This window comes from Agrobacterium sp. LMR679 (assembly GCF_027157905.1).
GTDB classification, from domain to species: domain Bacteria; phylum Pseudomonadota; class Alphaproteobacteria; order Rhizobiales; family Rhizobiaceae; genus Agrobacterium; species Agrobacterium leguminum.
Genome location: NZ_JAPVOJ010000001.1, coordinates 1,780,005 through 1,794,227, shown reverse-complemented (window position 1 = coordinate 1,794,227; position 14,223 = coordinate 1,780,005). Strand labels below are relative to the sequence as shown.

At 61.2% G+C, this 14,223-nt stretch carries 13 protein-coding genes and 1 riboswitch; of the genes, 7 read left to right on the top strand and 6 right to left on the bottom strand.

What is annotated here, in order from left to right:
- Positions 1-94: 94 nt before the first annotated feature.
- Positions 95-1,228, bottom strand: a complete 1,134-nt coding sequence (locus tag O3W47_RS08420; protein ID WP_269313454.1) for an ABC transporter substrate-binding protein — start codon at positions 1,226-1,228, stop codon at positions 95-97.
- A 113-nt stretch (positions 1,229-1,341) separates the two neighbouring features.
- Between O3W47_RS08420 and O3W47_RS08415 the strand changes: the two genes are divergently transcribed.
- Entirely contained in the window at positions 1,342-2,172 is an 831-nt protein-coding gene (locus O3W47_RS08415) for a class I SAM-dependent methyltransferase (RefSeq protein WP_269313453.1), read from the top strand.
- A 117-nt stretch (positions 2,173-2,289) separates the two neighbouring features.
- Here the strand turns inward: O3W47_RS08415 and O3W47_RS08410 are convergent, their stop codons facing one another.
- The 5 genes from O3W47_RS08410 to O3W47_RS08390 form a co-directional block, all read right to left on the bottom strand.
- The gene (locus O3W47_RS08410; RefSeq protein ID WP_080820958.1) at positions 2,290-2,769 is read right to left on the bottom strand and encodes a pseudoazurin; all 480 of its coding nucleotides are present in this window, start codon (positions 2,767-2,769) and stop codon (positions 2,290-2,292) included.
- The gene (locus O3W47_RS08405) at positions 2,769-3,566 is read right to left on the bottom strand and encodes an ABC transporter ATP-binding protein (protein WP_080819198.1); all 798 of its coding nucleotides are present in this window, start codon (positions 3,564-3,566) and stop codon (positions 2,769-2,771) included. Before O3W47_RS08405 ends, O3W47_RS08410 begins: the two co-directional genes overlap by 1 nt.
- Positions 3,563-4,591: a FecCD family ABC transporter permease gene (locus O3W47_RS08400; protein ID WP_080819199.1), complete on the bottom strand. Its 1,029-nt coding sequence runs from the start codon at positions 4,589-4,591 to the stop codon at positions 3,563-3,565. The genes O3W47_RS08405 and O3W47_RS08400 overlap by 4 nt, the downstream gene beginning before the upstream one ends.
- Positions 4,588-5,619 carry an ABC transporter substrate-binding protein gene (locus O3W47_RS08395; RefSeq protein WP_137453887.1) on the bottom strand — a complete coding sequence of 344 codons (1,032 nt, stop codon included), beginning with the start codon at positions 5,617-5,619 and terminating at the stop codon, positions 4,588-4,590. Before O3W47_RS08395 ends, O3W47_RS08400 begins: the two co-directional genes overlap by 4 nt.
- 158 nt (positions 5,620-5,777) lie before the next feature.
- A riboswitch (cobalamin riboswitch) is annotated at positions 5,778-6,012 on the bottom strand.
- Positions 6,013-6,051: 39 nt separating this feature from the next.
- Positions 6,052-6,930: a GNAT family N-acetyltransferase gene (locus O3W47_RS08390; protein WP_269313452.1), complete on the bottom strand. Its 879-nt coding sequence runs from the start codon at positions 6,928-6,930 to the stop codon at positions 6,052-6,054.
- A 203-nt stretch (positions 6,931-7,133) separates the two neighbouring features.
- Between O3W47_RS08390 and argE the strand changes: the two genes are divergently transcribed.
- The 6 genes from argE to O3W47_RS08360 all read left to right on the top strand — a co-directional run bounded on the left by argE (position 7,134) and on the right by O3W47_RS08360 (position 14,182).
- Positions 7,134-8,258 carry an acetylornithine deacetylase gene (gene argE, locus O3W47_RS08385; protein WP_269313451.1) on the top strand — a complete coding sequence of 375 codons (1,125 nt, stop codon included), beginning with the start codon at positions 7,134-7,136 and terminating at the stop codon, positions 8,256-8,258.
- Positions 8,259-8,281: 23 nt separating this feature from the next.
- Positions 8,282-9,205 (top strand): 2-hydroxyacid dehydrogenase, encoded by a 924-nt coding sequence (locus O3W47_RS08380; protein WP_269313450.1) that lies wholly within the window; start codon positions 8,282-8,284, stop codon positions 9,203-9,205.
- Between the two features lie 26 nt (positions 9,206-9,231).
- Positions 9,232-9,588: a cupin domain-containing protein gene (locus O3W47_RS08375; protein WP_003524651.1), complete on the top strand. Its 357-nt coding sequence runs from the start codon at positions 9,232-9,234 to the stop codon at positions 9,586-9,588.
- Positions 9,585-10,040 carry a GNAT family N-acetyltransferase gene (locus O3W47_RS08370; protein ID WP_080819204.1) on the top strand — a complete coding sequence of 152 codons (456 nt, stop codon included), beginning with the start codon at positions 9,585-9,587 and terminating at the stop codon, positions 10,038-10,040. The genes O3W47_RS08375 and O3W47_RS08370 overlap by 4 nt, the downstream gene beginning before the upstream one ends.
- A 128-nt stretch (positions 10,041-10,168) precedes the next feature.
- Positions 10,169-12,211, top strand: a complete 2,043-nt coding sequence (locus O3W47_RS08365; RefSeq protein WP_269313449.1) for a hydantoinase/oxoprolinase family protein — start codon at positions 10,169-10,171, stop codon at positions 12,209-12,211.
- Positions 12,212-12,214: 3 nt separating this feature from the next.
- Positions 12,215-14,182 carry a hydantoinase B/oxoprolinase family protein gene (locus O3W47_RS08360; protein ID WP_269313448.1) on the top strand — a complete coding sequence of 656 codons (1,968 nt, stop codon included), beginning with the start codon at positions 12,215-12,217 and terminating at the stop codon, positions 14,180-14,182.
- Positions 14,183-14,223: the final 41 nt, after the last annotated feature.

The following is a 14,223-nucleotide window of genomic DNA, read 5'->3' as shown; positions in this document are numbered from 1 at the left end:
GAAGTCCTCATTGAGTTCCAAAACAAAGCGATAAAGCCGCATGGCTGCGGCTTTATCCATCGGTCGGACGGCGCTCCCCTTCACCGTCCCTTTATTACTTGGCGTCCTTCAGCGAAACGAAGTAGCCGGGCTTGTAGTCGAGCGGCAGGAAGCGGGAATGCAGTTCCTTGAAGGTCGCCTCGGGGTCGAGGTCCTTGAAGAGGTCCGGATGCAGCCACTTGGCGATTTCCTGAACGGCCACGAACTGATAGGGGTTGTTGTAGAACTGATGCCAGATGGCGTGGACATTACCGTCCTTCACCGCCTGTACGCCGGTGAAAGCCGGGCGCTTGGTCAGGTTTTCAAGCTTGCGATGGGCTTCCTTCAGATCCGCGCCATAACCGACGCCGACCCAGTTGCCGCCCGGAACATAACCGTTCCAGTTGCCGCCGGTGATGATGATCTGCTCCGGGTTGGAGGCAATGATCTGTTCCGGATTGACGGTGCCGAAAGTGCCGGGAATGATGTCCTTGGCCATGTTGACGCCGCCGGCAAGCTCCACCATCTTGCCGAAATTCTCGTTGCCGAAGGACATGCAGCAATCGTCGGAGTAACCGCCGGCGCGCTCCATGAACACGACGGGCTTCTTCGGATTGGCCTTTTCGAGCGTATCGGTGACCTTGGCAATGGAGTCGGCGCGGAACTTGATGAAGTCCTCGGCGATCTTTTCCTTGCCCGTCAGCTGGCCCATGAGGCGCATGCTCGGCTCGGTATTTTCCATCGGCTTTTCACGGAAATCGACGTAAACCAGCGGAATGCCGACCTTGGCGAGCTTTTCGATATAGCCCGCTTCTTCGGTCGCCGTCTTGGCGTCGATATTCATCAGGATCACGTCAGGCTTCAGGGCGACAGCCTGCTCTATGTCGAAGGTGCCGTCCTTCATGCCGCCGAAAGTCGGCAGCTTGGCGATCTCCGGATACTTGGCGAGATAGGCCGCATAGGTTTCCGGGTCGGCCTTCGCCAGATCGTCGCGCCAGCCAACCACGTGCTGGAAAGGGTTTTCCTTGTCGAGCGCAGCCAGGAAATAAATCTGGCGACCTTCACCGAGGATGACGTGCGATACCGGCACATTCACCTCGACATCGCGGCCCGTCACATCCTTGACGGTGACCTTTTCGGCGAATGCCGGCCATGCGGCGGATACGAGAAGGCCAAGGGCAAGTGCCGCAGATTTGGCTGAGATGCGCATCGGATATTGCTCTCCAGTGTTGACTGGCGCGGCTGTATTATTTTCTGACTGTACTAGTCAACATTTATGTTTTAGAGCCATTCTTAACTGACCGGTACATGAGTTGAAGACCGATGATCGACACAATCCAATATGGCAAAAACGACAGTCTGAGAGACGAAATCAAATCCTATTGGTCCGGCCGCGCCGCGACTTTCGACCTTTCCCCCGGACATGAAATTTTCTCCGAGGACGAGCGCGAGGCCTGGCACGCGCTTATCCTGAAACATCTGGGCCACGGAGAGGGCCGCAGGGCGCTCGATCTTGCCAGCGGCACCGGCGTCATCTCGCACCTGATGGACGATCTCGGTTTTCAGGTCACCGGCATGGACTGGTCGGAAACCATGCTGGCGCTTGCCCGTGAAAAAGCGAAAAGCCGTGGCCGCAGCATCCGCTTTTTCGTCGGTGATGCCGAAAACACGATGGAGCCGGATGAAAGCGCCGATGTCATCATCACCCGTCATCTGGTCTGGACGCTGGTGGACCCGCAGGCAAGCTTTGCCGAATGGTTCCGCGTTCTGAAACCGGGCGGACGGCTTCTGATCGTCGACGGCGATTTCGTGAATACCGGCTGGCGCGAAAAACTGGTGAAGAAACTGGCGGCCAGCCTCGAAAGCATCGGCCTCGTCAAGCCGGACCAGCCGCACAAGCCGGCGGACCCGGAAAACACCTTCAACAGCATTCTTTCCCGCGTTTATTTTTCGAAGGGCGCAAGGGCCGGCGATGTCGCGGCGCTGTTGCGTGCGACCGGCTTCGAACCTGTCGCAATCGATCAGGAGCTTCAGGCCATTCACCGCGCCCAGGCGAAAAACTTCAGCCTGCTGAAAGGTATTCTGCGCGGGCTGCAGCATCGTTATGCCGTGTGTGCGGTGAAGCCGGGAGACAACTCCGTAACCCCGGACTAGATCCGGGGTCCAGTGCGACCAAGTCCTTGATCGCAAAAGACTCTTCCCGCGGCGGAGACGCGCCGTGGCTGGATGCCGGATCAAGTCCGGCATAACGGATGAGAGCTCAGTGCAGCTTCATTTTTCCGCCTGCTCGAAGAGGTCCTCGAACCTTGGCTTCGCCCGACCCGGCACGTCCACCGTCCGGTAGCTCTGCGGCAGGGTGGCCTCTCCGACCTTGATCAGCATGACCATGCCCATGCCGTAATGCGGCGAGCATTTGATGCCGTAAAAGCCCGGTTTTTCAAAGCCGGTCTCGAATTCGTCATTGATCCGGCTTTTGAAACCTTCGACACCTTCCGGGATCATGCCATCGATGGTCGCGGCATTGTGGCTCTTGTGGGTGGGCACGAAGCGCACGCGGTCGCCGGGCGCTATTTCGAGAAAATCCGGTTCGAATACCATCGGGCCTTTTTCGCCCCGGTTCAGCATTTTCACCTCGAAGGTCTCGGCTGAAGCCTGAAGCGGAAAGCCCGTGAACGCCACGGCAATTACGGCAGCGGCACAAAACAGTCCGGTCTTTGCAGCGGCGTTTGCGAGTGTCAGCAGTTGCATCATCATGCCAGTACTTTCCTTGGATGCTCGGCCCGCCCGTGGGCCGGCAGAAAACGAATATGGGAAAAGCCACCCTCATCCGTGGTGACGACACATTCCACCCCGAAGACGGCGGCTATTCTCGCCGGTGTCAGAACCTCCCGTGGCGGACCGACCGCGATCATCTCGCCCCGGTGCATGATGGCGACGCGGTCGCAGAACATGGCGGCGTGATTGAGATCGTGCAGCGCCGCCACGACGGTCAGGCCCTGCCGGCGCACCAGATCGAGCAGGCCGATCTGGTGACCTATGTCGAGGTGATTGGTCGGTTCGTCCAGAAGCAGGATATGCGGCTCCTGCGTCAACGCGCGGGCGATATGCAGGCGCTGGCGTTCGCCGCCGGAAAGATGGTGCCAGTTGCGCTCCGCCTTGTCGGCCATGTCGACATTGGCAAGTGCTGCATCAACAATGGCGTCGTCCTGCTGCGACCAGGCGGAAAGCGGCCCGAGATAGGGTGTGCGCCCAAGCTCCACCGCCTGTCGTGCGGTGATGCGTTCGGTGGTTTCGGCCTGCTGCTCCACGAAAGCGAGCCGACGGGCAAGGTCTCGCCGTCCCAATGAGGCAAGCGGTTCATCCCCGAGCGTAACGTGGCCCCGGCGTGGTTTGCGAATGCCTGCCAGCATGGAAAGCAGCGTGCTTTTGCCGGAACCGTTCGGTCCGATGACGCCAAGAAACTCACCGGAACCGACATCGAGTGAAACGCCGCGCACGATGTCGATATTGCCGGCGTGGAAATGCAGGTCGTGGGCGGATAATTTCATGAACGCCCCCTCTTCTGCCCAAGGATGAAGGCAAAGGCGGGAGCGCCGACGAGCGCGGTGATGACGCCGATGGGCAGCACCTGCCCCGGAATGACGATGCGCGAGAGAATATCCGCGATGATCATGAAAACCGCGCCGGTCAGCGCCGTCACCGGCAGCAATATACCGTGGCGAACGCCGACGAAGATGCGCGCGGCATGCGGAATGACGAGGCCCACGAAGCCGATTGAGCCGACCAGAGACACCATCGCGGCCGTCATGATCGCCGAAACGGAGATCAGCACGGCATAGACCCAGCGCACCGGAATGCCGAGCGAGGCAGCCGCCTGACCGCCGAAGGCGAAGGCATCGAGCGCCCGGGCATACCAGAGACACACCGCAAGTCCAGCAAGGCTGACCGGAAGCGCCAGCCAGACATCCGGCCAGCGCACACCCGAGAGGTTGCCCAGCAGCCAGAACATGATGCCGCGCGCCTGTTCCGCATTGGCGGATTTGGTGACGATGAAAGAGGTCATGGCATTAAACAGCTGCGACCCGGCCACGCCCGCCAGAATGATGGCGCTGTTGCCGTGTCCCGCCCGCACCGCCAGAAGGCTGACCAGCGAAAACGCGACGAAAGCACCGATAAGCGCACCGGCCGGCATCGTCAGGAACCCCGCTCCGAAACCAAGCAGCGCGACAGCGACGGCACCGGTGGAGGCGCCGGCGGAAATGCCGAGAATATAAGGATCGGCAAGCGGATTGCGCAAAAGCGATTGCAGCACCGCCCCGGCCAGCGCCAAAGAAGCGCCGCAACAGGCGGCGACGACCGCGCGGCTGAGGCGGTAACTCCAGACAATGCCCTCATCCAGCGGTTCCAGCGGATAGGCCGCATGGAAGACGCGGTTGGCGATTGTTTTCGCCACGACGTCGAAAGGAATGGCGGTCTCGCCGATGGCCGCCCCGGCCATCAGCGCGACGAGCAGCAGGGCGAGCGCGGCGAAAGCCAGCCCTGCCCTGCCAAGATGGATGGAAAGGCCGTTCACTTGGCGAGGCCGGCGGCCGAAATCGCCTCGGCCAGCGTTTCGATGCCTTCAATGGTGCGAATGGTCGGGTTCATCGCCTGCGCATCCATCTCGAACACATGTCCTTCCTTGACGGCTGGCATGATGCTGGCCACGGGATCGGTGGCAAGGAACTTCAACTTGACGGCGACATCATCGGCCGGGAAACGGCGGCGATCCATCTTGCCGGCGACGATGATGGAGGGATTTGCCTTGGCGATGGTTTCCCAGCCGACCGTCGGCCATTCTTCATCGCTTTCGATGACGTTCTTTAAGCCCAGCGCGGACATGATGTAGCCGGGAGCGCCATTGCGGCCAGCCACATAGGGATCGATATCCAGCTCGGCGCTGGAGAACCAGAAGACGGCCGAAAGCTTGCCGTTGGCGGAGGCGATCTTGGCGCGGGCGGCTTCCTCACGCTTCTTCAGGTCCGCAACGACCTCTTCACCGCGATCCTGCACGTTGAAGATTTTGGCGAGATCGCGGATTTCCTGGTAGATCAGATCCATGGTGAAGACGGTGTTGCGCACGCCGTCGCCGCCGCCGGAATTGTCCTTGCCCATGCAATCGGCGGGCGAGGTATAAACGGGAACGCCAAGCTCGGCGAACTGCGCCGGTGTTCCGACAACGCCTTCCGGGCCGATCTGCCACTGGAACTGCGTCGTCACGAGGTCCGGCTTCTTGCCGATGACCGCCTCGAAGCTCGGATCATTGTCAGCCAGCCGCTCGACCCTCGCATTGGCCTCCTCGTAGCCCTTCAGAACCGGACCGATCCACAGCGCCGTGCCGACCACCTTGTCGGCGAGGCCGAGGAGATAAAGAACCTCGGTCGTGCTCTGGCCGACGGACACGGTGCGGGCGGGCGCCTGCTTGAAGGTGATCTCCTGACCGCAGCTGTTGATCGTCAGGGGATAGGTGGTTTCGGCAGCATTGGCGCCGGCGACAGGCAAAACCGCAAGCGCAGCGGCCAGAAAACCGGCATGGACCGGCAGGCGTCTAGAATGAAACATGTGTTCTCCAGTCGAAAGTAAATCTTATTCCAGAGCAGCAGGCGTCAGAACGCGCAGCAACAGCGGGACGTCTTGTACGGAGAACGGTAATAGGACGCAAACGAAATGTTATGAAATAACATTACAATCTCCTCCTCCGGGCTTCCCCGCCCGTAACGATGGTTTATATTTCGACGGCAGGTCTCCTGGCTCACGGATTTGCGTCACTCATCTGCCTTCCCGCATTCCGGAGAATACAGTGGCATGACGCCTTGAAGCGTCACGGGGATGAACGACAATCCGCTTACAGTTGCGGGGGCAGCCACGGCATTGGGCGAAAAAGATCGCCCGCACCATGTTCCCTATTAATCCCTTCGCCTTTCGGCTGCAGGAACCGTCGCTTTCTCACATAAGGGGCAAGAGGCGGGGCGTCAATTGCGATAGTGCCGCACCTCAGCACAAAGACGGGCCTGCCAGGGCGAAAATCTTTGCGGAGCCGGAGCCTGCCGGTTGCGGCGCGCCTTTCGACATGGTGGTGAGCGTTTCGATCACCACCAGCCCGGATTGCGCCAGGAACTCGGTCAGAAGACCGCTATCCCGCACGGCATCGAGACGGACAAGCTGATCGTCGAGATCGGAAAAATGTCGCCTCACCAGCGCAATCGCATCCGCCTCGTCACCGGCGACGACCGGGCCGACAATATGGCCCCGCCCCGCTGCACGCCGCAATGCAAAGGCGGCAAGACGATCGGCCTCGAACAGGCCGTAACCCGTATTTTCCCGGAGAAGGCGTTGCAGGACACTCCGGCGCGAAACACCGAAAGCCACCCGATCCAGATCCGCCACGGCGGACAAATGATCCTCGGACAGCGGCTCGATTCTCTGTTTTCTTCCAAGCGTCGGCATCTCGGCAGGGCAGCGCGCCTTGCCGCGCAGGAGATGTACTTTTTCCGTATCTCCGGCAAAACCCAGCCGTGCGAAAAGCCGTCGCGAGGCTTCCGTGGCGTTCAACCGCAGGGCGGCGTCAGGGTAACCCGCAATGAGTTGGCCCACCAGCCATGGTGCAACGCCCTGCCCCTGCAAACGGGGGGAAACGATGACCATGCCAACGGTCGCGAAACCCTCATCATAGGGAAACAGCATTGCCGTTGCGACAACGCGATCGATTTCGTCAAGCGCGGCAAGCCCGACGCCGCACTGCCGCAGGAAACGCCATTCGTTCGCGTGATATCGCCATCCGACAGCCATGGACAAAGCATGCAGATGATCGGCCTCCACATCGGCGATATCCACTGTCCGCAACTCGAAACTATCGACTTTGAGCAGCTCCATGACAAACGGCTCTCATTCCCTCCGGCGCGGAACCTTGATCCCGGCAGCCCAGCTCACGACATCCAAAGATAACCAGCCTCGTCAGCAGGAATTTTCCGAAAGCGCTGGAAGGACACAACAATCTACTGAAATCACCCGTATTTCAGCAGATAAACGCCGCAGGCCGCTCTAAGCTTTTCGGCGTTGAAGCGACGGAGACAGCCATGAACGCAATCGACATTCTGGAGCGTCTTGTCGGCTTCCCGTCGGTGGTCGGAACCGCCAATGGCGACCTCGCCGGATGGATCGCCGATTATCTGGAAAGCCACGGCGCGAAAGTATCGCTGCTTGCCGGCCCTGAGGGCGACCGCGCCAATCTCTTCGCCAGCTTCGGCCCGACAGATGCCAGCGGATACATCCTGTCCGGCCATATGGATGTGGTGCCAGCCGGTGAGCCGGAATGGTCCTCCGATCCCTTTACCCTCAGAGCCGAAGGCGAGCGTCTTTACGGACGCGGAACCACCGACATGAAAGGGTTTCTGGCCACGGTTCTCGCCGCAGCACAGGCATTTTCACGCCTGGCGCTGAAGCGGCCCGTTCACATCGCCTTTTCCTATGACGAGGAGGCGGGCTGCCGCGGCGTTCCGCATCTCATTGCCCGATTGCCGGAACTATGCGCAAAACCGGCGGGCGCGATCATCGGCGAACCGAGCAATCTGCGCGCCGTGCGCGCCCACAAGGGCAAGGCCGCCGCACGCATCACCATTCGCGGTCGCTCCGGCCATTCCTCGCGGCCGGATCAGGGCGTGAACGCCATTCATCTGATGACCGGCATCATGGCAAAGGCGGTCGAGACAGCACAGGTTCTCACCGAGGGTCCCTTCGAAGCGACGTTCGAGCCGCCCTATTCCTCCCTGCAGATCGGCACGGTGAAAGGTGGACAGGCGATCAACATCATCCCCGATCTCTGCGCCATCGAACTGGAGGCGCGGGCGATTGCCGGGGTATCGCCGGTCGCCCTGCTCCAGCCGGTGCGCAACCGTGTCGAAGCGCTCGCCGCCGAGGGCATCGACATAGAATGGACGCCGATGAGCGATTATCCGGCGCTGTCCCTTCCCGCCGATGCACCCCTCGTGAAGCTTCTGGAAGAATTGACCGACGCGCCCTGTATCGCCGCCGTCAGTTACGGCACGGAGGCCGGGCTTTTTCAGGCGGCCGGCGTCGACGCCATCATCTGCGGCCCGGGCGATATCGGCCGCGCCCACAAGCCGGACGAATTCATAACGGACGGCGAACTGTCGGCCTGCCAGTCAATGCTGGAAACACTGGCGAACCGCTGCACGGTTTAAACCTTCGGAACCACGGATTTCAGATGACTTTCTTCTTCAATTCCGACGCGAAGCGCGGCGAGATTTTCCGGCAGGCTCTGGTCCGCGACCTGCCGGAACTGCCCTTTTCGATGGATGCCGAAAGCGTCGATCCGGATGCGGTTCGATACCTCATCACCTGGACCGTGCCGGAGGATATCGGCCGCTACCGCAATCTCGAAATCCTGTTTTCCATCGGTGCGGGCGTCGATCAGTTTCACATCGATGCCGTCCCTGCGCATGTAAAAGTCGTGCGCATGGTGGATGAAGGCATCATCCGCATGATGCAGGAATATGTAAGTCTCGGCGTGCTGGCGCTTCACCGCAACCTGCCGGTCTATTTGAAGCAGCAGCGCCAGCAACTCTGGAAGGCCCTGCCGCAGCGTCAGGCGGAAGAGTGCCGGGTGGGCGTTCTCGGCCTCGGCATGCTGGGCGTTGCGGCGCTGGAACGGCTGAAACCCTTCGGTTTTCCGCTTTCCGGCTGGAGCCGTTCACCGCGCGAGATCGATGGTGTGACCTGCCATCATGGCGAAGCCGGATTGTCCACGATCCTTTCGACCAGCGATATTCTCGTTTGCCTGCTGCCGCTGACCGACGAAACGACGGGACTTCTGAATGGCGAACGTCTGGCGCTGCTTCCCGAGGGTGCGGGGCTGGTTCACGCAGGGCGCGGCAAACAGCTCGACCACGACGCCCTCATCGATGCGCTGGGCAGCGGCAGGCTTTCGGGCGCCGTGATTGACGTCACCGATCCGGAACCGCTTCCGGAAAACCATCCCTTCTGGACGCATCCGAAAATTCTCCTGACGCCGCACATCGCCAGCGTCACCCAGCCGCATTCGGCAGCACGCACCGTTGTCGAGAACATCAAACGATACCAGTCCGGCCTCGAGCCGCTCGGCCTCGTCGACCGCAATCGCGGATATTGATCATCCCGTTCCAGGAAAGGACACCCATGCCGCTTCTCAAGACCATCGACACGCACCCCGCCTTCGAACCGAAAGCCTCCAAGGCCCTGCCGGAACGCCTCATCTCCGGCGATCCGTCCTTCAAGACCTGGCCGCTGGACGAAGCCCGCAACGGCACCGTCCACACCGGCATCTGGGAAGCGACGCCGGGCGAAAGCCGTTCGATCAAGGGGGAAACCTTCGAATTCTGCCATATTCTCGAAGGCGTCATCGAAATCACGCCGGAAGGCGGCGCACCGCTGCGTTATACGGCAGGCGACAGTTTCGTCATGAAGCCGGGCTTCGTCGGCGTGTGGAAAACCATTGAAACCGTCCGCAAGATCTATGTTACGGTGAACGGATGAACTGGGAACCGACCATTTTCGAAATCACCCGCGACGGCTATGTGCTGAGCACCGATCCGGCACGGGTGGATTTCGATCTGGTCCATGGTTTTCTCGCCCGCGATTCCTACTGGGCGCAGGGAATGACCGCCGACCGGCTGAAGCGGGCGCTTTCGCATTCGCTGCCGGTCGGCGTTTACGCCCCCGACGGCTCCATGGCCGCCTTCGCCCGTCTGGTGACGGATTATGCCGTTTTCGGCTATCTGCGCGATGTCTTCACGGTGGAGGATCATCGCGGTCGCGGCCTTGCGTCCTGGATCGCCACCGAGATACGCAAACACCCGGAGCTTTCGACGGTATCGAGCTGGATGCTGGCGACCCGCGACGCCCATGGCGTTTACGAAAAGGCCGGTTATCGCGCAGCGCCTCATCCCGAATATTACATGACGGTGCCGAAACCCGGCGAGGGTTGAGCAACCCTCCCTATGGGCCACATCGGCCATCCTCATAACCTGGGGCTATGACCCTTACCCCATAAATGCTTGGCCCTTTTCCGGTCCCGATGACAGCATCGTCCGCACTGGAAAAGGAGACGGAAGAGATGGGATATCGCATTGGCGTCGATGTTGGCGGATCGTTTACGGATTTTGCCGTGTTCGACGATGGCACCGGCTCGCTTTCCACCTTGAAGGTGTTTTCCCGCCCCGATGCGCCCGGAGAAGAAATCCTTCTCGCGCTCGATACGCTGAAAAAGCGCGACGGCATCGAAGCGAAGGACGTTTCCTATTTCACCCATGGCACCACCGTCGGCGTCAACACAGTCATCCAGCGCAACGGCCAGAACGTCGCGCTGTTCACCACCGAAAACTTCGAGGACGTGCTGGGCGTTGCACGCCTGAAAATTCCGCAGATCCACAATCTCTATTCCGTGCGGCCGGAACCGCTCATCCCGCGGGAACGGGTTTTCGGCATAGCCGAGCGCATGCTGGCGACCGGCGAGGTAAAGCTCGCCCCGAACGAAGAGAATGTGGCGCAGGCCGTCGCCGGCGCCCTTGCAGCCGGTTGCGACGGTATCGTACTCGCCTTCCTGCATTCCTACCGCAATCCCGAAAACGAACTTGCCGTGAAGGCGATGATCGAACGCATCGCGCCGCAATTGCCGGTGGTCTCCTCTGCCGAGACATGGCCGATCATCCGCGAATATGAGCGCACCGTCACCGCCGTCATCAGCGGTTATGTCCAGCCGCGCGTCGCACATTACCTCGATCGTTTCGAAACGGTGCTGCGCGGGCAAGGCATTGCCTGCCCGCTGCTCATCACCAAGACCAATGGCGGCGTCATGGGCATCGATCAGGCGCGGCGGGAATGTGTGCAGATGATCCTGTCGGGCACCGCTTCCGGCGTCATCGGCGCGGGTTATCTGGCGAAGGCCAGCGGCTTTGACCGGGTGATGAGCCTCGACATCGGCGGCACCAGCGCCGATGTGGCCGTTATCCTGAACGGCGAGGCCCAATATGGGGTCGGCGAGCTGATCGGCGATTTCCAGATTCATGTCCCTTCCGTTTCCGTCAGCTCTGTTGGCCAGGGCGGTGGCTCGGTCGCATGGGTGGATAGCCTCGGCCTGTTGCAGGTAGGGCCGGAAAGTGCCGGTTCGACGCCGGGGCCAGCCTGTTACGGACGCGGCGGCGACCGCCCGACGATCACGGATGCCATGGCAGCCGCCAATCTCATCGGCCATATGCCGCTCGGTTATGGCGCGGTGACCGTCGATCACGCTGCATCGCGCGCCGCGCTCTCGCCGCTCGCCGAAAAACTCGGCCTTTCCGTCGAAGCGCTCGCCGGCAATATCGTTGATATCGCCGTCTCCGGCATGTATGCGGAGGTGAACGCCCTCACCTCCCGTTTCGCCATCGACCCGCGCGAATTTCACCTCTTCGCTTTCGGCGGCGCCGGCGCGATGCTCGCCTGTTTCCTCGCCCGCGAGCTGGATATGAAGGGTGTGGTGGTGCCGCCCACCCCGGGCGTCGTTTCCGCGCTCGGCGGCCTGATTGCCGATCTGAAGAACGATTTCATCCGCACCACCTATTGCGATGTGAACGACAGGGAGGCCTCCGATCTCGCCCCCCTTCTCGCCGAAATGCAGGAAACCGGCCGCAACTGGCTGAAGGAACAGGGTTTTCACGGTGATTGCGAGATGCGGCTTTCCGCCGACATGCGCTATCGCGGCCAATCCTACGAAATCGAAACCACGCTGCAGCCGGAATGGCTGGGCAGGGGCGACGCCAGCGCGATTAACAGGGCATTTCACGAAGAACATGCCCGCCTCTATGGTCATTCCGATGAACGGGCGACCGTGCAGATGGTCAATCTGAGGCTCGTCGTCTCCGGGAAAACACCGAAGCCGCCGCTTCGCGAGACAGGCGTGGCCACTGGCCCCGCAACACCGCGCTTTCACACGAAAGGCTGGTTTGGCGGCATGGAACACGACATGACGATCTATCACCGTGACGATCTGGCGAGCGGTCACGATTTCGACGGCCCCGCCATCGTCCTTCAGGACGATACCACCACCGTCGTGCCGCCCGGCTTTTCGGTCCATGTGGATCGTTTCGGCAATCTCGTCATTACCAAGCGGGAGTTTTGACCCATGACCATCGATCGCCGCAATCTCAAGGTGCTCGCCAATTTCTGCTCGGCCGCCGCCGATGCCATGGCCTTTACGCTGATGCGCACCGCCCATTCCGCCTTCGTCAAGGAAACCGAGGATTTTTCCTGCCAGGTGGTGACGCGCGAAGGGCTGGCCTTCGCCAATCCCCGGCAATTCGGTGCGCCCTGGTATAGCGGCATCGACTACGCGCCGCTGCTTTCCATGTTCGAGGAATATGAAGAGGGCGATATCTGCATCACCAACGATCCCTATAGCGGTTTCGTCGCCACCCACTCTCCGGATATCCACATCTGGAAACCGGTCTTCCATGAGGGCAAAATTGCCTGTTTCGTGGTCGGGCACATCCACAATACCGATGTCGGCGGCGCGGTTCCCGCCTCGCTGTCTCGCTCGCTTTCCGAAATCGAGCAGGAAGGCCTGCGCATTCCGCCGGTCAAGCTCGTTCGCAAAGGCAGGCTCGATCCCTTCATCATCGACATGATGAAGGCCAATGTGCGCATGCCGGAACAGAATATCGGCGACCTCCACGCCCAGATCGCCTCCGTCAATATCGGTGAACGCAAGATGCAGGAGATTGTCGCCCGCTTCGGCTTTGACGATTTTCTGGACGGTGTGCGCCAGATTTTCGACTATGCGGAAGAGCAGACCCGGCAAATCCTCACCCGGGTGCCCGATGGCGACTATTTCTTTGCCGATTATGCCGATGAGGATTCCGTTGGCGGCCGGCCATGCCGCGTGGCGCTGACGCTGAAAATCCGCGGCGGCGAAGCCATCCTCGATTATACCGGCAGCGACCCGCAGCTCGGCTCGTCGCTGAACATGCCGACCGGCGGCCGCGAGCGGCATTCACTCGTCATGGTCGGCCTGACCTATGTGCTTTATACGCTCGACAACAGCCTGCTCCTGAATGCCGGCACCCTGCGCCCGGCGCGGGCCGTGCTGCCGGAAGGCACGATCGTCAATTGCCAGCGCCCGGCCGCCGTCGGCATGCGTTCGCTGACCTGCGCCATGACGCAGATCGTCACCATCGGCGCTTTTGCAAAGGCGCTGCCGGAGCTTATTCCCGCCGCCTCACCCGGCGGAAACGCCATCATGAACATCAAGACCAGCGACAGGAACGGCCGCCCGGTCATGGCCTCCATCGGCCCGGTCGGCGGCGGCGGCGGCGGCACGCCCTTCTGCGACGGCAGCGACGGCGCGGGCGGCGCCACCGGTTTTCTGCGCAACACGCCGATTGAAATCAGCGAAGCGGAAGTACCGATCCTCTTCCGCCGTTATGGGCTGCAACGCGACACCGGCGGGGCGGGGCGTTTTCGCGGCGGGCTTTCGGCTGTCATGGAGTTTGAAATATCGTCGCCGGAAACGGTGGTCACGGCTCGCAACCGCAACCGTTCGGTTATGGCGAGCTGGGGTGTCAACGGCGCAGATCCGGGGCTGATTTCCCGCTTCCTCCGCAATCCCGATACCGAGGGCGAAATCTCGCTCGGTAATACCGATATTGTCCATTGCGGCCCGGGCGATGTCATTCGAGTCGTCGGGCCGGGAGCCGGCGGTTACGGCGACCCCTTCACCCGCCCGCCGCAGGCCGTGCTGCGCGATGTGCGGCGTGGTGCGGTCTCGGCAGAAAATGCTGCAAGACACTATGGGGTGGTGCTCAACGGTGATGATATCGATGAAGAGGCGACGGCTGCCCTGCGCGCCGCGCCGCGCCGGAAGACGGACGATATCATCAGCTACGGACCGGAGCGACTCGCCTTCGAGGCAGTCTGGACCCGGGAACGTTATGATCTTCTGACGCAATTCCTGCAAAAATCGCCGGTGGGATGGCGCTTCTTCCTGAAACACCGGGTGTTTGAAGCGGTTGAAAACGAGGGCGATGATCCCCGCTCCCTTGGCGAGCGGATGGACGGGATTTTCGACCGTATAAGCGCCCGCTACGGCGTTTGACCTGCGGCATATACCGGCCGCCGAAGATTGCGCTGTCTGCC